Below are 21,038 nucleotides of genomic sequence, written 5' to 3'. Positions count from 1 at the left end.
CGCGTGCCCGCCGTCTGCTTCAATCTTCACGAGAAGGGGTTACCGTCATTCTCCCAATCGTGTGGCGGGGGGACCGGGGGGCGGCGAGCCCCCCGGCAGAAGATATGCATTCAAAATTCATACCAGGGGGCTCGGGGACCGACAGGCCCAATGAGCCCCTTTGAGATGCGATTGGTGGAGGGTGGCTGAAGTCAGATCTGATGAAGATCATCTATTCTGGATCGCGTGCCCGCCATCTGATTCAATCCTCATGAGAAGCATGCGGGCGCCTCGCGCCGGGGGGAGACCCCCCGGAACCCCCACGGCGAAGATAGCCGAGGGGCGGCGAGGTGCCTGGTTCCATCCCCCTCCCTGTCATGGGGAGAGGAATCGAGGTTTTCAACAGAGTCGAACGCATATCTTTCGCCGAGAAGTGGCCGCCCCTGTGTCCCCCGGCGGCGATTTTCGGGGGCCGGATGAAGGATGGATCGGATGAGCACCATCTTTTTGATCGCCTCCCTATCGTCCTCCACCAATCTTCACGATGGGACGGTTCCCCTCTTCACGCCTCCTTAATCTCCAGCGTCGTGAGCACATCGGTCCTCGTCACAATCCCGACCAACTCCCCCGCCTCCATCACCGGGATCCGCCCGATCCCCGACCTCGACATGATCTTCATCGCCTCGGTCAGCGGCGACGAGGGTTTGAGCATCATCACCTCCTTTGACATCAGGTCACGCACCTGCATCGCCTCGCGGTCGATCGGCGGGGCGGCATGGACATCGCCGAGCGTCACCATCCCGATGACCTCCCCGTGCTCCACCACCGGAAACCCCAGATGCTTCGTCTCGTACATCATCGCCACCACCTCCATCACCGGCTGGTCAGGACGCACCGTCGTCACCGGCGCACTCATCACGTCCTTGACCACCACATCCTTGAGCAAGAAATTATACCTGACCGCCGTCGCCTCCTGGTTCGCCCCGATATAAATGAAAAAGGCGATGATGACCAGGATCGGACTGAGGATCAAAAACCCGAAGATCCCGAAGAAGACCGCAAACCCCCGCCCCACGTCGGCGGCGATCTTTGTCGCCTGGTGCAAGGGCATCTTCTTTGCCAGCCACGCCCGCAGCACCCTACCCCCGTCCATCGGGAACGCCGGGAGCAGATTGAACAGGAAGAGGATGATGTTGAGGAGCGCCAGGTAGCCGAAGAAGAAGACGAGCACCCCGGCCACGCCCTCGTCCACCGCCCCCGCCGTCGCCGCCGCCGCGATCCCGTAGGTGATCGCCAGAAAAATCCCGCCGATCGCCCCGCTCGTCAACGGCCCCACCAGGGCCATCGGGAGCTCCACCTTCGGGTCAGGCATCTCCTCCTCCATCGACGCCACCCCGCCGAAGATGAGGAGCGTGATCGAATGGATCCTGATCCCCTTCGACTTCGCCACCAGCGAATGCGCCAGTTCATGGACCAGCACCCCGGCGAAAAGCCCGAGCACCACCAGCGTCCCGAGGATATAGGGCATCCACCCCTGGAGATAGAGGGTCATCGTGATCTCGAGCCCGAACAGACTTGCCAGCAACTGGGTCGTGAGCACGATCTGGCTGCCGATGATCCAGGCGAAGAGCGGGATGACCAGGAGAAACGTCCAGTGAAGATAGATAGGAATACCAAATAGGTGCCCGATCCTGAGGGATCCGTTCATGGCGAATGATAGAGTTTTTAATGTTTATAGTCTATACCTTGAACCGATAGTGATGAAGACACAGGTCACAGATCTCTTTGGGATGAACGTCTACACCGAGAAGGCGGTTTACATCGGAGACGTCGACGACGTCCTGATCGACATCGACGGCAAGAAGATCGAGTCGCTCGCCGTCGGCAACCTCAACCCCGAGATCGCCGATCCCAGAGGCCACCGCGGCTACCTCATCCCTTACCGGATCATCAAGGTCATCGGCGACATCATCATCATCCGCCACGTCGCCGGGGCGTTCAGGAAGGCAGCGGCCAGCAACGATATCGTGGAAGCGTAATCCCGGGTCTCCGGCGTCGCACATGGACACCCACGAGATCTTTTCCACCCTTGCCATCTTTCCTCCGGTGATCCTCAGGCTCGACGGCCGGGCCTTTCACCGCCTGACCCGCACCTGCGTCAAACCCTTCGACGACCGGTTCCACGCGGCGATGGTCGGGACCTGCCGGCGTCTCCTCGCCGAGAGCGGGCTCAACCCGGTCTTTGGGTATACGTTCTCAGACGAGATCAGTCTCTATTTTGCCGACCTGCCCTTCGGCGGACGGGTCGAGAAACTCGATTCGGTCGCCGCCTCGTACGCCGCGAGCGCCTTCACCCTCGAGGCCGGGCTCGACGCACCGGTCGCCTTCGACAGCCGGGTGATCCCGACGACCCAGGCCCATACCCAGGACTACCTGGCCATGCGCCAGGCCGAGGCGTGGCGCAACCACATCAACGCCTACTGCCAGGCCGCCCTCCTCGACGAGGGGCTCACCCCCCGCAAGGTCGGCGCACGCCTGAAAGGGATGAACGCCGCCGGGATGCACGAGATGATGTTTGCACGCGGGGTCAACCTTGCCGAAACTCCGGCCTGGCAGCGGCGCGGCACCCTGGTCAGGCACGGACAATATACAAAAGAGGGAATGGACCCCAGGACCGGCGAGCGGGTCGTCGTCGAACGCCGACGGATCGACGCCGACGAGGCCCTCCCGCTCTTCTCGGCCCCAGAGGGGCATCAGTATCTTCGGTCACTCCTCGGCGAGTGAGAGCCCCATCGTCATTGCGACGCCTTCGACCTCCCACTCGGCGGTGAATGCCCATTCGTTTTTGAGTCCGGCGCCGTCGTGGATGTCGAGGCCCGTGGCCCGCACCTCGCCGCCGATCCCCTCAGCCCAGGTCTGGAGGAGCCCGGCGACCCGTGCGTCGTCGACGCCGATCTCGGCGGCGATATGGTCGTCGACCTTGAGATCGTGCTGTTTGCGCATGTCCTGGAGACGCCTGATCGCCTCGCGGGCAAACCCTTCGGCCTCGATCTCGGGCGTGAGGTTGACGTCGACGTAGACCGTGGCGTCGTCCATCCCGGCAGAGAAGATCCCGTCAGGCATGGCCTCGACAAAGGTGACCATCTCGGGGGTCACCTCGATCTCGCCGAGGGTTGCGGTCCCTGACTCGGCCAGGGCGGCCCTGAGGGCGGTACCGTCGGCCGCCTCGATCGCCGCCCTGACCTTTGGCCCCTCGCGCCCGAACTTCGGGCCGATCGCCCGCATCACGGCCTCGGCCTGCCACCCGATACGCTCCCAGTGCCCGCCGACGACCGTGACCGCCTTCGCGTTCGCACGCGAGGTGCAGAGCCCGTTGAGCCGCACGACCGCCGCCTTGACCTCTTCTGAATCCGTGGCCACGACCACCTCGGCGACAGGCCAGCGGAGTTTGCGTTTTCCGTCCTGGCGTGCGGTGGCGGCGGCGTCGTCGAAGGCTTGCACCACTGCCATCGCCGCTTCCAGGTCTCTGTCGACGAGGGCGGCGTCGGTCTCCGGCCAGTCGAGCATGTGCACGCTCTCTGGGTCGCCCTCGCACCGCAGGTTCTGGTAGATCGCCTCGGTGAGGTGCGGGGTGAAGGGTGCATAGAGTTGCACGAGCCTCCTGAGGACGTAGTAGACCGTCTCGTAGGCGCACTGTTTCTCGGGAGCGTCCTCGTCGAGCCACATCCGCGGGCGCACGATCTGGAGGTACCACCTGGAGAAGTCTTCGAGCACGAAGGTGACGAGGGCCCGCGTGATCTTGTGGAGGGTGTAGTCCTCGAAGTCGGCGTTCACCTCCTGGCAGAGGGTGTTGACCCGCGAGAGGATCCACCGGTCTTCGTCTGGCATCTGGTCCCCGTCGAGCCGTGCCTTCACGGCTTCCTCGTCCCAGACGCCCTCGGCCGTGGTCGCGGGGGCGAAGTTGTCGAGGGCCATGTACGGGAGCGGGAACCGGTAGACGTTCCAGAGGATGTTGAGCGCACGGTTGACCGTCTTGACCCCGTCCCAGTTGAACTTCATGTCGTCCCAGGGGGCGTTGGCCCAGAGGACATAGAGACGGAGGACGTCGACCCCGAACGTCTCGATCACTTCTGAGGGAACGACGACGTTGCCAAGGCTCTTGGACATCTTCTTGCCTGTCGAGTCGAGGGCGAACCCGTGCATGAGCACCGACTTATACGGCGCCCGACCGAAGGCGACCATGGAGGCGCCGAGCTGCGAGTAGAACCAGCCGCGGGTCTGGTCCTGGCCTTCGGTGATGAAGTCGGCAGGCCAGTATTTCTCGAACTCCGCTTTGTTGCCAGGGAACCCGAGGGTGGCCCAGGAAGCGACCGCCGAGTCGAACCAGACGTCGAAGATGTCGGAGACGCGGTGCATGGTCCCGCCGCACGAGCACGGGACGGTGACCGCGTCGACGTACGGGCGGTGCGGGTCTTTGACGGTCTGCCCGCTGGCGGCTTCGAGTTCTTCGACCGAGGCGTAGACCTCGCGGTGGTCGCAGGTGTCGCACTGCCAGACCGGGATCGGGATGCCCCAGTAGCGCTGGCGGGAGACGCACCAGTCACGGGCCTCTTTGACCCAGTCGTGGAACCTGGCGCTGCCTGCCCAGTCGGGGTGCCACTCGACTTTGTCGATTTCGGCGAGGAGGTCGTCGCGCATCTCCGAGGCCTTGATGAACCACTGTTCGGTGGCGCGGTAGATGATCGGGGTCTTGCACCGCCAGCAGTGGCCGTAGCGGTGGGTGATCTTGCCTTCGTGGAGGAGGTGGTCGCCGAGGGCGTCGAGGACCTGCTGGTTGGTGGCCGGGTCTTTGACGTAGAGTCCTTCGAAGGCGCCGGCCTTCCTGGTGTAGCGTCCGCTGCCGTCGACGGGACAGAAGATGGGGAGGCCTTCGCGTATCCCGGTGAGGAAGTCGTCCCAGCCGTGGCCTGGTGCGGTGTGGACGAGCCCGGTGTTTTCGAGGGCGACGTAGTCGGCGAGGACGACGCGGTGCGGGATCTCGGCCTGGATGGGGACCTGTCCGACGAGCGGGGACTCGTATTCGGTGCCGACGAGGTCGGTGCCGGGCAGGGTTTTGATGAGGTCGTAGTCTTGGTATTTCCCTTTCTTGAGCACGCTCTCGACGAGGTCTTTGGCGATCCAGAGGTTCTCCTCGCGGCCGTCTTTGCGGGCGGCGACGAGGGCGTAGGTGATCTTTTTGTGGACGGCGATGGCGACGTTCGCCGGGAGGGTCCAGGGGGTGGTGGTCCAGATGACGAGGTATTCGTTCTCGGCGCCCTTGACCGGGAACTTGACGAAGATCGAGGGGTCGACGGCGTCGTCGTATTCGACTTCTGAGTCGGCGATCGCCGTCTCGCACCTGGGGCACCAGTTCACGACGCGGTGGCCGCGTTCGAGTTTTCCGTTCTTCTCGGCTTCTTTGAGGGTCCACCAGGCCGCTTCGATATATTCTTTCTTGAGGGTCTGGTAGGGGTGGTCGAAGTCGAGCCAGATGCCGAGGTCTCTGAACTGGTCCGACATCTCGTCCATCTTGGTGAGGGCGTACTCACGGCAGCGTTCGATGAACCGGTCGATGCCGTAGGCTTCGATGTCTTTTTTCGAGGCGAACCCGAGTTCGTGTTCGACCTGGACTTCGATGGGGAGGCCGTGCATGTCGTAGCCGGCCCGCTCGATGACGTTCATCCCGCGCATCCTCTTCTGGCGGAGGATGGCGTCTTTGATGATCTTGTTCCAGGCGGTGCCCAGGTGGATGTGCCCGGTGGTGTAGGGCGGGCCGTCCACGAAGAAGAACTGTGTGCCCGACTGTCGGAGATCTTTTACGGCGTGGTAGGTGTCGTGTTCCTGCCAGAATTTCTGGGCAGAGGCCTCGACTGCCTGTGCGTCATAGCTGCTGGTTACCTCTTTCACCTCTATCCCTCTCCCCGCCCGGTGGGGGGCGGGTGTTCATGAGGAGTAAAATGCGTCTTTGGAGCCAAAGTAGTTTTTCAATGGGGTGGCTGATGGTGGTCTGGTGGGGGTCGGCTGATTTGGATCTCCCTGCCGTGGGGTGTTCATTCTCTGCCGGGGGACGTGCCGCCCCCGGACCCCCGGCGTGGCGATAGGTCGGGGATGGTTGAGAGGTGGACCTGGTGAGGGACACGCTCTGGTGTTCCGGGGGTCTGCCGTCCCCTCTATTCGCCATGAGAGGGGATCAGGGGGCCGGGAGGCCCCGTGATCCCCTAGGACGGTGAGGGGGAAGAGGAGGATGGGCCTGGTGAGGGGCGGCTGATTTGAATGGGGTGGATGTCGTCTGGTTCAATCTTCATGGATAGTGTACGGCCGTCTCTCGCCGGGGGACGTGCCGCCCCCGGGCCCCCGGCGTGGGCGAGTGGTCGGGGATGGCCGAGAGGTGGACCTGGTGAGGGTCGACTGATTTGAACGGGGTGGATGTCGTCTGGTTTGGATCTTTTTAGAGTGGGCTGGTCTCTCTCCGCCGGGGGGCTGAGAGGTAGACCTGGTGAGGGGCGGCTGATTTGAACGGGGGGCTTGCCGTCTGGTTCACTCTTCATGGATAGTGTACGGCCGTCTCTCGCCGGGGGACGTGCCGCCCCCGGACCCCCGGCAAGGGCGATTGGTGGGGGATGGTTGAGAGGGGGATCTGGTGCGGGACACGCTCTGGTGTTCCGGGGGTCTGCCGTCCCGCTCCGCTCTTCATGCGACATGTCATCAATCCGAGAGCATCAATCCGAGAGGAGTGAGTTCAGTTTTTCGACCGACATGTCGGCCTGTTTTAAAATATGTGAGAGGGTGGAACGTTTCACCGGGGTGTGCGCCGGGACGGTCAGTTTCAGGGTCGTGTCAGGGAGATGCTTGTGCAGGCGGATATGAGCGCCCCGCTGGCGGACCACCACCCATCCGTCCCTCTGGAGGGCGGTGATGATTCTGTCATAATTGAGGACCGGCACTTTGTTCATACCGCGATCTCGATCTGCTCGGCATTCTCGCTCAGGACACAGTCGTCCTCGACCGTCTCCAGGTAGAGGTCAATCGCCTCCCTGATATTGCGGAGTGCGTCTTCCCTGGTGTCGCCCTCGCTGATACACCCCGGAAGACCGGGGACATAGATCGTATATCCCCCTTCGTCGCTCGGTTCCAACACGACACGCAGTTTCATACTTCTCACTCCTCGCCGGCGGATATATACGTGCGGGTGTGGCGGGCGAGGGGATGGCATTCTTCATCGGGCTCTCATGAACGGTCGGCTCGTGAGATGATCATGGGGGCTCTTCCCTGGGTGGTGGTCTGGTGGGGGTCGGCTGATTTGAACGGGGTGGAGTTCATGCCGTTTGGATCTTTTCGGGGTGTGTCGCCGCCTCCGCAGGGGGACGTGCCGTCCCCGGACCCCCGGCGTGGCGATAGGTCGGAGATGGTTGAGAGGTGTGGTGAAGGACACGCTCTGGTGTTCCGGGGGACTGCCGCGCCCTCCATTCGCCATGAGAGGGGATCAGGGGGCCGGGAGGCCCCGTGATCCCCCAGGACGGTGAAGGGGAAGAGGAGGATGGGCCTGGTGAATGGTGGCTGATTTGAACGGGGTGGGGGTCGTGCCGTTTGGATCTTTTCGGAGTGTGTCGCCGTCTCCGCCGGGGGACTGCCGCCCCCGGACCCCCGGCGAATGGCGAGTGGTGGGGAATCGCTGAAGTTGGATCAGATGGAGTTCGTCTATTCTGGATCAAGCGTGTGCCTTCTGCTTCAATCTTCACGAGAAGTGTGTCGCTGTCTCTCGCCGGGGGACGAGTGCCCCCGCTCCCCCGGCGTGGCGATAGGTCGGGGGTGGTTGAGAGGTGGACCTGGTGCGGGACACGCTCTGGTGTTCCGGGGGTCTGCCGCTCCCTCCATTCGCCATGAGAGGGGATCAGGGGGCCGGGAGGCCCCGTGATCCCCCAGGACGGTGCAGGGGTAGGAGGAGGATGGACCTGGTGAGGGTGCCCGGGCCTCTCCCCTCGCATGCCGTTCATTCCATGGCCATCGACGCCCGTGAATCTCTTCAGGCCCGATACCAGGAGATCAATGCGCTCTCTGATCCTGTCATGACGGCCCGACGAAAATCAAAAAAATATATAAATATCAAAATCCATTTCCGCGAATCTCACCATATCGACGGGAACGGCGTCCCCGCCATCCCTGGCGACGCTGGTTTTCAGTTGTCGAGGAGGTCTGAAATGAATACGGTCCTTTCTTCTGGAAAAAAAGGAGTGATTTCTCTTGTTCTGCTCGCCGCCCTGATCATTCTTGTCCATCCGGTCGCCGCCGGCGAAGAGGGCGCAGGGCCGCCTGAGACGTATTCGCCTGAGGCATGTCCGTCACCCCTGCCGCTTGAGAACTTCACGCACCCGAGAGACTGGTATATCTCTGCGACCGGCACCGGGAACTACACCACTCTCCATGAGATCCCTGAGATCGGCGCAGGCGACACCATCCATCTCTGGGGCGTGGAGAACCACACCTACGACGGCGGGATCGCCATCGACGCACCCGACGTCACCGTCACACGCTGGGAGGGATCGCCCGTCCAACCGCTCGTCACCAGCGCTGGCAACACCACGCCAGCGTTCACCGTCACCGCCGACCACGCCACCTTCCTCGACCTCGACATCTCGGGGAACCGGTTGAATTATGATAATAGCCGCGGTGCCGGGATCAATGCCGCCGGAGATCCTGGGGCCCCTCTGAGGGGCCTCACCATCATCGACTGCACTTTTGCCGGGAACGCCGTTGAAGGGAACACTACACGCGGCGGTGCGCTCTACACCGAGTACGTCGACGACCTCCAGGTGGAGAGGACGGCATTCCGCGGCAACTTCGTAGCAGGGGGGCCTGGCGGCGGGGTATACATATGGAGATGCGAGAACGCCACGTTCACCGACACCGGTTTCATCTCCAACCGTGCAATGGCCCCCTATGGCGGCGGGGCATACTTCAATGAGTCGAGGAACGCGGCGTTTACCAACGTCACATTCTTCGACAACTACGTGTGGGGGTGCGCTGGCGGGGCGCGCTTTGAGCACTGCGATGCCGCCACCTTCACCGACACCGTCTTCATCGACAACGAGGCACTTTCGAACTGCGGTGGGGCAGAATTCGAGGACTGCGATGCCCTCGCCCTCACCGACACCTCCTTCACCGGCAACGAGGCATGGGGGTCCGCTGGAGGGGCACGCTTCTGGAAATGCCATAACACCACACTCACCGGCACCACCGTCACCGGCAACACAGCAACAAAGTGGTACGGCGGCGGGGTGGACTTCTCCTTCTGCGAGAATGTCACGGTCGCCGCCACCACCTTCACCGCCAACAGCGCACGATACGGTGGCGGGATCTACTTTGCGGGGTGCGAAAATGCCACAGTCACCACCACTTCCTTCATCGACAACACCGCACAACTCGGCGGCGGGGCGTACTTCAGATGGTGCGATGCCCCTGTCCTCATCACCTCTACTACCTTTACCAACAACACCGCCAGGGAGGCCGGCGGCGGGGCAGGCTTTGAGGAGTGTACAGACGTCATGCTCGCCGACTGCCGCCTCGACAACCCCACCAACCTCTATGCAGAGACCTCTGCCGGCGTCCTCAACACCACCCGCACCCCCGGCACGAACATCGCCGGAGGACCGTACCTCGGCGGCAACCTCTGGCTGCGTGACCCCGCCCAGAACATCTCTGAGTGGGGCATCGACGCCGACGGCGACGGGATCTGCGACCTGCCGCTGGCCATCGACGGCTTTGGCACCGATTATCTCCCGCTGGTCTCCGCACCCTGAGCGGTGGAGGGCACAGAAGGGGCAGGGGGGTACCGCGCTCTGGCAGGCCCCTGGCCCTTCAAAGCCTCCTATGGGGGTTGATGACCCCCCCTCGCGGTGGCGACAGGCAGTGGGGCGCTGAAGCGAGGGCCTGGTGGAGATCCCGCACTTTTCTCTGAGGGGTGATTGTCGTCTCGCCCCCCCCCCTCTTCATGACAGGTGCTCGATGGGGTTGACGGATATTTAGCCATCCTCATCCCTTTTTTATCATTTCAATTATCTCTGACATTCTTGAATGTCTATTGCGCCAATCTGAATGAATTTTTGCTCATTCCGATTTCTCTTGAAGGATCTGAGCTAAAATAAAAAGTTATAAATGTCATAGAATTAAATTTCGCGAATCTTAACGCTTCGACAGGAACTTCCTTGCCTCATACCTGATGAGGCTCGCGTTTGGTTCTTGAGGAGGTCTGAAATGAACAAAAATCCCCCCTCCCGGAAAAATGTAACTCTTTTCATCGTTCTACTCACTGTCCTGATCTGTTTTGTCCTGCCGGTCGCCGGCGGCGAAAAAGACGCAGGGCCGCTTGAAACTCGTGCGCCACCTGAACTGCCTGCGAACATCACGAACACCTCGGCTCCGGCGTTCACCCTCGCGCTCGCCGCCGAACCGCCCGCCGGCCCGGTGCCGCTCACGGTCAGGTTCACCGGCGCGGCCGCGGGCCTCGCGGTCGACCTCTGGGAGTGGACGGTCGACGGCGTCGTCGCGGCCGACGAGAACGAATCGATCTTCACCCACACGTTCCACACGCCCGGCACCCACGTCGTCGGCCTCACTGCGGTCAACGAGAGTGCGTCCGTCACGAACGCCTCTTCGGTCGAGATCGTCGCGGAGGAGCACGTCACCGCCCCGCCACCGGTCGTCATGGCCGACCCCCCTGACCCCCCTGCGGGCACTCACCCGAGGGACTGGTACGTCTCCCCGGTGCCGGGCACCGGCAACCCCCAGGGGTATACAAATGTCACCCGTCTCCTTGATATCCCCGACCTCGGCGCGGGCGACACCGTCCATGTCTGGGGCGCGGCCGGGCATACGTACGAGGGCGGGACCGTCATCAACGCTCCCGACGTCACCGTGAAACGCTGGGAAGGTTCGCCCGTCCAGCCGCTCATCACCAGCGCCCGCACCACCGCCCCGGCGTTCACCGTGAAGGCGGACAACGCCACGTTCTTCGACCTCAACATCTCTGATAACCAGTTTAACGGGAACGGCGCCGCTATCAACGCCGTCGGAGAAAATGATAATAACCACCTGAAGCGCCTCACCATCACGAACTGCACCTTTGTCGGGAACAAGGTGAGCGGTGCGGGTGAAAATGCCGGCGGTGCGCTCCGTGGTCAGTACATCGACGACCTCTTGATAGAGGGGACGACGTTCACCAACAACACTGCCTGGCCCTACAATGGCGGGGCGTCGTTCGGGTACTGTCGCAACATCACGCTCGCCAACACCACCTTCACCAGGAATCATGCGACAAATGGCGGCGGCGTCGGGTTCTACGAGTGCGATAATACCACGCTCACCGGCGTCACCTTCACCGAGAATGATGCAGATTACGGCGGCGGTGCGTATCTCGTGAATTGCGAGGCCGCCACGCTCGCCGACACCACCTTCACCAGGAATGATGCAGATTACGGTGGCGGCGTCGGATTCAGCGGTTCCCATGATGCCGTGCTCACCAACGCCACCTTCACCGACAACACCGCACACAACGGCGGCGGGGCATACTTCATGAGTTCCAACAACCCCTCGCTCACCGGCACCACCTTCACCGACAACAACGCCACGGAGTTCGGCGGCGGGGCATACTTCGATAAATGCCAGAATCCCACGCTCCCCGGCACCACCTTCACCGGCAACAACGCAGACAGGTACGGCGGCGGGGCGTACTTCGGGCGGTGCGATGCCGCCACGCTCCCCGGCACCACCTTCACCGGCAACAACGCAGACAGGTACGGCGGCGCATACTTCGAGAACTGCAATGCCGCCACGCTCGCCGACACCACCTTCACCAGGAACCATGCGTCAAATGGTGGCGGCGTCGGATTCAGCGGTTCCCGTGATGCCGTGCTCACCAACGCCACCTTCACCGACAACACCGCGGCCAACGGCGGCGGGGCATACTTCATGAGTTCCCCGAACGCCGCGCTCACCGGCACCACCTTCACCGACAACAACGCCACGGAGTACGGCGGCGGCGCATATTTCTACGGCTGCGATGCCGCCACGCTCACCGGCACCATCTTCACCGACAACACCGCCAACAAGAATGGCGGCGGGGTACTTTTCAATTCCTGCAATGCCGCCACCGTCACCAACTGCCGCTTCGACAACCCCATAAATCTCTATATGTATAATTCCGACGCCGTCTTCAACACCACCCGTACTCCTGGCACCAACATCGCGGGCGGGCCGTACCTCGGCGGCAACCTCTGGCTCCAGGATCCCGCCCATAACATCTCGGAGTGGGGCGCGGACGCCGACTTCGACGGCATCTGCGACGAGAACCTGACCATCACCGGCTTCACCACCTACTTCGGCACCGACCACCTCCCGCTGAAGTGCGGCGGCGGGACGGTGCAGATCAACGCCACGCCTTCCGCCGACGGCGCCTTCGTCTTCGTCGACGACACCAACACCACCCGCACCGCGAACCGCACCTTCTACCTCCCGGTCGGGAACCACACGGTCTCGGTGCAGAAGGAGGGTTTCTTCACCGGTGAGCAGGACGTCAACGTCACCGCCGGCGAGAACGACCCCCTCACCTTCGATCTCAGAGAGATCAACCATCCGATGGACTGGTACGTCTCGACGATCAGGGGTGACGAGAACCTCACCAGTCTCCTAGAGATCACCGACCTCGGTGCGGGCGACACCGTCCATGTCTGGGGCGTGGCCGGGCATACGTACGAGGGCGGGGTCGTCATCAACGCATCAGATGTGACGGTCACGCGGTGGGAAGGCTCGCCGGTGCAGCCGCTCATCACCAGCGCCAGCAACACCACGTCGGCCTTCACCCTCACCGTGAAGGCGGACAACGCCACGTTCCGCGACCTCAACATCTCACGGAACCAGTTGAACGGCAACGGCGCCGGGATCAACGTCGTCGGGAATCCAGGAAACCACCTGAAGCGCCTCACCATCACCGACTGCACCTTTGCCGGGAACGAAGTGAACGGGCAATTTACATGCGGCGGTGCGCTCCATGCCCGGTACGTCGACGACCTCCTGGTGGAGGGGACGACGTTCACCGGCAACCGCGCAGACGAGGACGGCGGCGGGGCATGCATCCTATACTGCACTGCCGCCACGATCACCAACGTCACCTTCACCGGCAACACCGCAGACAATGACGGCGGCGGGGCATACTTCTACGACTGCTATCCCGCCACGCTCCCCGGCACAAAATTCACCTCCAACACCGCAACCCGCGGCGGTGGGGCATACGTCTCGGGGTGCATGAACGCCACGCTCCCCGGCACCACCTTCACCGACAACGGTGCGAACTACGGCGGCGGGGCATTTTTCGATACCTGCGATGTCGCCATGCTCACCGGCACCCCCTTCACCGACAACAACGCCACGGTGTACGGCGGCGGGGTATTGTTCTTCGACTCCGATTTCGTCACGCTCACCAACGCCACCTTCACCGGCAACACGGCGACCGACGGCGGCGGGGCATACTTCGAAGAGTTCTACAACGCCACGATCACCAACTGCCGCTTCGACAACCCGACCAACATCTATGCAAAGAGTTCCACCGCCGCCGCCCTCAACGGCACCTACGCCCCCGGCACCAACATCGCGGGCGGGCCGAACCTCGGCGGCAACCTCTGGCTCCAGGATCCCGCCCAGAACATCTCCGAGTGGGGCGCGGACGCCGACTTTGACGGCATCTGCGACGAGACCCTGACCATCACCGGCTTCGGCACCGACGCCCTCCCGCTGAAGTGCGGCGGCGGCACGGTGCAGATCAACGCCACCCCCGCCGACGTCTTCGTCTTCGTCGACGACACCAACACCACCCGCACCGCGAACCGCACCTTCTACCTCCGGGTCGGGAACCGCACGGTCTTTGTGCAGAAGGACGGGGTCTCCTCTGAAGTGAAGGAGGTCGACATCGTCCCGGGCGAGAACGACCCTCTCTCCTTCGACCTCAACCAGAGTGTCGAACACCCGACCGACTGGTACGTCTCGAAGGTCGGCGGCGGCGAGAACCTCACCAGTCTCCTTGATATCCCCGACCTCGGCGCGGGTGACACCGTCCATGTCTGGGGCGTGGCCGGGCATACGTACGAGGGCGGGGTCGTCATCAACGCATCAGATGTGACGGTCACGCGGTGGGAAGGTTCGCCCGTCCAGCCGCTCATCACCAGCACCTCCGGCGTGTCGGCGTTCAGCGTCACCGCCGACAACGCCACCTTCCGCGACCTCAACATCTCACGGAACCGGTTGAACAACAAGTACGGCGCCGGGATCAACGCCGCCGGAAAAAATGAAAATACCCCCCTGAAGCGCCTCACTGTCACCGACTGCACCTTCACCGGGAACGAAGTGAAAGGGACATCCATATCCGGCGGTGCGCTCTCTGCCAGGTACGTCAACGACTTCCTGGTGGCGGGAACGAAGTTCACCGGCAACACTGCAGACAGGGGTGGCGGCGTATTCTTCTGGGACTCCCACAACGCCACGCTCACCAACGCCACCTTCACCGGCAACACCGCAGATCACTGGGGCGGCGGGGCATACATCTACAACTGCGATGCCGCTACGCTCACCGCCACCACCTTCACCGGCAACACCGCAGACGACGGCGGCGGCGGGGCATTGTTCTATGACTGCGATGCCACTACCATCACCAACTGCCGCTTCGACAACCCCACCAACATCTATGCACGCGGATCCACCGCCGTCCTCAACGGCACCTACGCCCCCGGCACCACCATCGCGGGCGGGCCGTACCTCGGCGGCAACCTCTGGCTCAACGACACCGCCCAGAACATCTCCGAATGGGGCGCGGACGCCGACTTTGACGGCATCTGCGACCAGGCGCTGACCATCACCGGCTTCGGCACCGACGCCCTCCCGCTCGTGTACGGCGGGACGGTGCAGATCAACGCCACGCCCGCCGACGCCTTCGTCTTCGTCGACGACACGAACACCACCCGCACCGCGAACCGCACCTTCTACCTCAAGGTCGGGGGGCACACGGTCTCGGTGCAGAAGGACGGAGTCTCCTCTGAAGTGAAGGAGGTCGCCATCGTCCCGGGCGAGAACGATCCCCTCACCTTTGCCCTCAGAGAACCTGTCGAGCATCCGACCGACTGGTACGTCTCGAAGGTCGGCGGCGACGAGAACCTCACCAGTCTCCTGGAGATCCCCGACCTCGGCGCGGGCGACACCGTCCATGTCTGGGGCGTGGCCGGGCATACGTACGAGGGCGGAGTCGTCATCAACGCATCGAACGTCACCGTGAAACGCTGGGAGGGCTCGCCCGTCCAGCCGCTCATCACCAGCGCCAGCACCACCGCCCCGGCGTTCAGCGTGAACGCGGACAACACCACCTTCCTCGACCTCAACATCTCGCGGAACCGCCTGGACTTTGATAGAAGCAGCGGCGCCGGGATCAACGCCGTAGGGACTTATGATGATCCCTTACAGCGTCTCACCATCACGAACTGCACCTTCACCGGGAACGCCGTGAACGGGACCGGTACAGAAGGCGGTGCGCTCTATGCCAGGTTCGTCGCCGACCTCCTGGTGGAGGGGACGACGTTCGCCGACAACACCGCAGACTACGGTGGCGGGGCATGCATCCGGTACTGCACTGCCGCCACGCTCCCCGGCACCACCCTTGCCGACAACACCGCACAGTTCGGCGGCGGCCTCTTCGTCCAGGCCACCGACAACCTCTTGGTCGAGGGAACAGGATTCACCGGCAACACCGCGGAATTCGGCGGCGGGGCAAGCATCGAGAACTGCAATGCCGCCACGTTCACCGACATCACCCTTGCCGACAACAGCGCAACCTACAACGGCGGCGGGGCAGATTTCATGGGTTCCGACGGCGTTACGCTCACTAACGCCACCGTCACCGGCAACACCGCGGAAAGCGGGTGCGGCGGCGGGGCATGCTTCGATAACTGCCAGAATCCCACGTTCACCGGCACCACCCTTGCCGGCAACACCGCACGATACGGCGGCGGGGCATACTTCGGGATGTGCACGAACGCCTTGCTCACCGGCACCGCCCTCACCGGCAACACCGCGACCGACGGCGGCGGCGGGGCATACTTCTACGATTCCACGAACGCCACGCTCACCAACTGCCGCTTCGACAACCCCACCAACATCTATGCGTATGATTCCACCGCCGCCGCCCTCAACGGCACCTACGCCCCCGGCACCACCATCGCGGGCGGCCCCTTCCTCGGCGGCAACCTCTGGCTCAACGACACCGCCCAGAACATCTCGGAGTGGGGCACCGACGCCGACTTCGACGGCATCTGCGATGAGAACCTGACCATCAACAACAGCGACAACAGCCTCTTCGGCACCGACCACCTCCCGCTCATATATGGCGGGACGGTGCAGATCAACGCCACGCCTTCCGCCGACGGCGCCTTCGTCTTCGTCGACGACACCAACACCACCCGCACCGCGAACCGCACCTTCTACCTCCGGGTCGGGAACCACACGGTCTCGGTGCAGAAGGACGGAGTCTCCTCTGCCACGAAGCGGGTCACCATCGCCCCGGGCGAGAACGATCCTCTCTCCTTCGACCTCAACCAGAGTGTCGAACACCCGACCGACTGGTACGTCTCGAAGGTCGGCGGCGACGAGAACCTCACCAGTCTCCTTGATATCCCTGACCTCGGCGAGGGCGACACCGTCCATGTCTGGGGCGTGGCCGGGCATACGTACGAGGGCGGAGTCGTCATCAACGCATCGAACGTGACGGTCACGCGGTGGGAGGGATCGCCCGTCCAGCCGCTCATCACCAGCGCTCCCTACACCGCACCGGCGTTCACCGTGAACGCGGACAACACCACCTTCCTCGACCTCAATATCTCTCGAAACCGGCTGAGATCTAATTATGATGACGGCGCCGGGATCAACGCCAGGGGGGCCTATGAATCCCACTTAAAGCGTCTCGCCATCACGAACTGCACCTTCACCGGGAACGCGGTTGAAGGGAAAAATGCACACGGCGGTGCGCTCTATGCCGAGTTCGTCGACGATATCCTGGTCGAGGGGGCGACGTTCACCGGCAACACCGCAAAAGACGGTTGCGGCGGCGGGGCATACTTCGTCTCCTGCACTGCGCCCACCCTCGCCAGCACCTCCTTCAACAACAACGCCGCAGACAGGTTCGGCGGCGGGGCCCACTTCTTTTGGTGCACGAACGCCTTGCTCACCACCACCACCTTCACCGACAACACGGCGACCGACGGCGGTGGCGGGGCATACTTCTACGATTCCACGAACGCCACGCTCACCACCACCACTCTCACCGGCAACACCGCGACCAACGGCGGCGGCGCAAGTTTCAGGGACTCTAAGAACGCCACCGTCACCAACTGCCGCTTCGACAACCCGACCAACATCTATGCAAAGAGTTCCACCGCCGCCGCCCTCAACGGCACCTACGCCCCCGGCACCAACATCGCGGGCGGGCCGAACCTCGGCGGCAACCTCTGGCTCAACGACACCGCCCAGAACATCTCCGAGTGGGGCGCCGACGCCGACTTTGACGGCATCTGCGACGAGACCCTGACCATCACCGGCTTCGGCACCGACGCCCTCCCGCTCATATACGGCGGGACGGTGCAGATCAACGCCACGCCTTCCGATGCTTTCGTCTTCGTCGACGACACGAACACCACCCGCACCGCGAACCGCACCTTCTACCTCCCGGTCGGGAACCGCACGGTCTTTGTGCAGAAGGATGGGGTCTCCTCTGAAGTGAAGGAGGTCGCCATCGTCCCGGGCGAGAACGATCCTCTCTCCTTCACCCTCACAGAGCCCGTCGAGCATCCGACCGACTGGTACATCTCGAAGGTCGTCGGCGGCGAGAACCTCACCAGTCTCCTTGATATCCCCGACCTCGGCGCGGGCGACACCGTCCATATCTGGGGCGTGGCCGGGCACGCGTACGATAGCGGGACCGTCATCGACGCCCCCAACGTGACGGTCAAGCGCTGGGAGGGATCGCCCGTCCAGCCGCTCATCACCAACATCTCCGGCACCACGCCGGCGTTCAGCGTCACCGCCGACAACGCCACGTTCCGCGACCTCAACATCTCGCGGAACCAGTTGAACGGCAAAGGCGCCGCTATCAACGCCAGTGGCGCCTATGAATCCCACTTACAGCACCTCACCATCGCCGACTGCACCTTTGACGGGAACATGGCGGATCAAGCCGGCGGGGCCCTCTCTGCCTGGTACGTCGACGACCTCCTGGTGGAAGGGGCGGTGTTCACCGACAACACCGCATCCAACCACGGCGGCGGCGCCTACTTCAATAACTGCCAGAATCCCACGCTCACCACCACCGCCTTCGCCAACAACAGCGCAACCTACAACGGCGGCGGGGCAGAGTTCTATTCATGCGAAGACGCCGCACTCACCGCCATCACCTTCATCAACAACACCGCACCCTACGGTGGCGGGGCATGCTTCTGGTATTCCGAGGACGCCACGCTCACCAACACCACCTTCACCGACAACAAGGCAAGTCAATACGGCGGCGGCGCATTCTTCATCTTCTCCATTAACGCTGTGTACACCAACACCACCTTCGCCGACAACAAGGCAGGTCAATACGGCGGCGGGGCATTCATCTACATATGCGATGCCGCTACGCTCACCGGCACCGCTCTCACCGGCAACAACGCCACGGAGTTCGGCGGCGGGGCATTCATCTACAAGTCCCGGAACGCCACGCTCACCGGCACCGCTCTCACCGGCAACACCGCAGACGAAGGCGGCGGGGCATACTTCATGAGTTCCCCGAACGCCACGCTCACCAACGCCACCTTCACCGGCAACACCGCAGACGAAGGCGGCGGGGCATACTTCATGAGTTCCCCGAACGCCACGCTCACCACCACCGCTCTCACCGGCAACACCGCAGACGAAGGCGGTGGCGGGGCATACTTCAACGAGTCCCACAACGCCACCATCGTCAACTGCCGCCTCGACAACCCCACCAACATCTATGCGTATGAATCCACCGCCGCCGCCCTCAACGGCACCTACGCCCCCGGCACCACCATCGCGGGTGGGCCGTATCTGGGCGGCAACCTCTGGCTCAACGGCACCGACCAGAACCTCTCTGAGTGGGGCGCCGACGTCGACTGCGACGGTATCTGCGACGAGACCCTGACCATCACCGGCTTCGGCACCGACGAACTCCCGCTGGTGGACGGCGGGAACCGCGGCACGGCGCTGATCCGCGCCTCGGCGTACGGCGGGTTCGTGTACGTCGACGGGGTGAACACCACCCGGACCGCCGACTCGTTCGCGCCCGTACCCCGTGCGGTGGTGAGGGCCGACGATCCCACCCCGCCTTCTGATGCCTTCTTCATCCCCGCGGGCACCCACACCATCGAGATCGTCGGGCCGATGACCTATGGGCGGGCGTCGGTCGACCTCCTGGCCGGCACCACCGAGCGGGTGACCGTCGAGGTCAACGAGGTCGACATTGAGGGCTATGCCGCGCCCAGGCAGGGCCCTGCACCCCTCAACGTCTCCTTCGACACCGAGTGTACGGATCCCTGGCCCGACCGTCTCGTCTGGACGTTCGGCGACGGCGACGAATCGAACCCGTGCCCCGGGCCGTCCCATGTCTATGAGAAGGCCGGGACGTACACCGCCACCCTGACCGCCGCATGGGGGGAGACGAGCGACCTTGTCACTCTCGTCCGCACGGTCGAGATCGTCGTCGGCATGTCTGAACCGCTCCTCATCCTCTCCGCCACCGAGGGCAACGCACCCTTCACCCTCGACGTCAATGTCAGCAGCGGCGGTACGCCCGAAAGGTGGGACCTCGACCTCGGCGACGGCCGGCAGGTGAATGGCACGAGCCCGGCCGAGATCAACCGGAGCGTCACCTACGATACCCCGGGCACCTACCCGATCACGCTCACGGTGAGCACCGGCGAGGTCACCAACGCCACCACCAGGACGGTCACCGTCCTCGCCCCGCCTGTCGCCGCCTTCGACCTCTCACCCCGTGAAGGCAACGCCCCGCTGGACGTCGGCTTCACCGACACCTCGACCGGGGACATCACCGCATGGTCATGGGACTTCGGCGACGGGGCCACGTCGACCGATCCCTCTCCCACCCACCGCTACGAGCGGGGCGGCACCTACACCGTGCAGTTGACCGTCTCCAATGCCTACGGTTCGTCGACCGCCGAGCAGAGTGTTGTGGTCTCGACGCCCGGACCCGGCGGCAGGAGTTCGCCCTCATCCGGCGGCGGTTCGACTACCTCGGCCGGGTCGGCAGGAACGATCCTGGCCGGCGACACCGCCTCGCTCGTGCTCCATGACTCGGCCATCTATGAGGTGCGGGTGACGGCCGCGGAGACGATCCCGAAGGTCATGGTCACTATCGGGAAGACGGCCCGGCCTTCAGGCGTCGAGGCGCCGGCCGGCACGGTCTACGAGTACGACGAGGTGACGCTCTATCACACGACCGAGGATGCGATCGAGGGCGCCCTCCTCCTCTTCAAAGTCCCGAAGACGTGGCTCGAAGAGCACGGTCTCACACCCGCCGACGTGGTGCTGTACCGGTATCACGACGACGAGTGGCAGGCCCTTCCGAACGAGGTCGTCAGGGAGGACGAGACCTTCTGGCACTTCTCGGCAAAGAGTGCGGGCTTCTCGCTCTTTGCGATCGGCGGCGACCCCTCGCCGGTCGAGACCCCGGTGATGACCCCTGGCGCACCGGTCGAGACACCGGCACCGATCACGCCGTCCCCGCCGGCGGCGGGCCCGACGCCCGCCGGGACCGAACCTCCCTTCCTCATGATGGTGCTTGTCGTTGCCGCGGCGGTCGCCCTCTTCGTCGTCGGCATGGTGGTGTGGAGGAGGAGATAACCCTCCCACCTTTTTTTGGAATGGGTCTTCTATTCTGATCGTCGGTCTGTTCTCTCGCACTGATCTTCATGAAAAGG

8 protein-coding genes are annotated in these 21,038 nt (G+C 63.5%); 4 read left to right on the top strand and 4 right to left on the bottom strand.

What is annotated here, in order from left to right:
• Nucleotides 1-541: 541 nt before the first annotated feature.
• Complete coding sequence (locus J2129_RS07935; RefSeq protein WP_209630357.1) at nucleotides 542-1,687, bottom strand: CBS domain-containing protein; 1,146 nt, start codon at nucleotides 1,685-1,687, stop codon at nucleotides 542-544.
• 52 nt (nucleotides 1,688-1,739) lie between these two features.
• On the opposite strand from J2129_RS07935, the gene J2129_RS07930 reads away from it, so the two are divergent.
• Both J2129_RS07930 and J2129_RS07925 read left to right on the top strand, forming a co-directional pair.
• Nucleotides 1,740-2,018 carry a PRC-barrel domain-containing protein gene (locus tag J2129_RS07930; protein ID WP_209630356.1) on the top strand — a complete coding sequence of 93 codons (279 nt, stop codon included), beginning with the start codon at nucleotides 1,740-1,742 and terminating at the stop codon, nucleotides 2,016-2,018.
• A 22-nt stretch (nucleotides 2,019-2,040) separates the two neighbouring features.
• Nucleotides 2,041-2,763 carry a tRNA(His) guanylyltransferase Thg1 family protein gene (locus J2129_RS07925; protein WP_209630355.1) on the top strand — a complete coding sequence of 241 codons (723 nt, stop codon included), beginning with the start codon at nucleotides 2,041-2,043 and terminating at the stop codon, nucleotides 2,761-2,763.
• Here the strand turns inward: J2129_RS07925 and ileS are convergent.
• The 3 genes from ileS to J2129_RS07910 form a co-directional block, all read right to left on the bottom strand.
• A complete protein-coding gene (gene ileS, locus J2129_RS07920; RefSeq protein WP_209630354.1) occupies nucleotides 2,746-5,925 on the bottom strand; it encodes an isoleucine--tRNA ligase in 3,180 nt (1,059 codons plus the stop codon). The two genes, J2129_RS07925 and ileS, sit on opposite strands and share 18 nt — an antisense overlap.
• 812 nt (nucleotides 5,926-6,737) lie before the next feature.
• Nucleotides 6,738-6,971, bottom strand: a complete 234-nt coding sequence (locus tag J2129_RS07915; RefSeq protein WP_209630353.1) for a type II toxin-antitoxin system HicA family toxin — start codon at nucleotides 6,969-6,971, stop codon at nucleotides 6,738-6,740.
• On the bottom strand, nucleotides 6,968-7,171 hold the full coding sequence (locus J2129_RS07910) for a type II toxin-antitoxin system HicB family antitoxin (protein WP_209630352.1): 204 nt from the start codon (nucleotides 7,169-7,171) through the stop codon (nucleotides 6,968-6,970). The genes J2129_RS07915 and J2129_RS07910 overlap by 4 nt, the downstream gene beginning before the upstream one ends.
• 1,045 nt (nucleotides 7,172-8,216) lie before the next feature.
• Between J2129_RS07910 and J2129_RS07905 the strand changes: the two genes are divergently transcribed.
• The gene (locus J2129_RS07905; protein ID WP_209630351.1) at nucleotides 8,217-9,815 is read left to right on the top strand and encodes a right-handed parallel beta-helix repeat-containing protein; all 1,599 of its coding nucleotides are present in this window, start codon (nucleotides 8,217-8,219) and stop codon (nucleotides 9,813-9,815) included.
• A 454-nt stretch (nucleotides 9,816-10,269) separates the two neighbouring features.
• Nucleotides 10,270-20,961, top strand: coding sequence for a right-handed parallel beta-helix repeat-containing protein (locus J2129_RS07900; protein ID WP_209630350.1), 10,692 nt, complete (start codon nucleotides 10,270-10,272; stop codon nucleotides 20,959-20,961).
• Nucleotides 20,962-21,038: the final 77 nt, after the last annotated feature.

The organism is Methanofollis sp. W23, assembly GCF_017875325.1.
In the GTDB taxonomy this organism is placed as follows: Archaea; Halobacteriota; Methanomicrobia; order Methanomicrobiales; family Methanofollaceae; genus Methanofollis.
Note: the sequence above shows the minus strand (reverse complement) of the source record. Positions and strands in the feature narration are given on the sequence as shown.

Bases quoted from the DNA above. Each gene is read 5' to 3' on its own strand.
- J2129_RS07930 (WP_209630356.1), top strand. From the start codon at position 1,740: ATGAAGACACAGGTCACAGATCTCTTTGGGATGAACGTCTACACCGAG.
- J2129_RS07935 (WP_209630357.1), bottom strand. From the start codon at position 1,687: ATGAACGGATCCCTCAGGATCGGGCACCTATTTGGTATTCCTATCTAT.
- J2129_RS07910 (WP_209630352.1), bottom strand. From the start codon at position 7,171: ATGAAACTGCGTGTCGTGTTGGAACCGAGCGACGAAGGGGGATATACG.
- J2129_RS07905 (WP_209630351.1), top strand. From the start codon at position 8,217: ATGAATACGGTCCTTTCTTCTGGAAAAAAAGGAGTGATTTCTCTTGTT.
- J2129_RS07900 (WP_209630350.1), top strand. From the start codon at position 10,270: ATGAACAAAAATCCCCCCTCCCGGAAAAATGTAACTCTTTTCATCGTT.
- J2129_RS07925 (WP_209630355.1), top strand. From the start codon at position 2,041: ATGGACACCCACGAGATCTTTTCCACCCTTGCCATCTTTCCTCCGGTG.
- J2129_RS07915 (WP_209630353.1), bottom strand. From the start codon at position 6,971: ATGAACAAAGTGCCGGTCCTCAATTATGACAGAATCATCACCGCCCTC.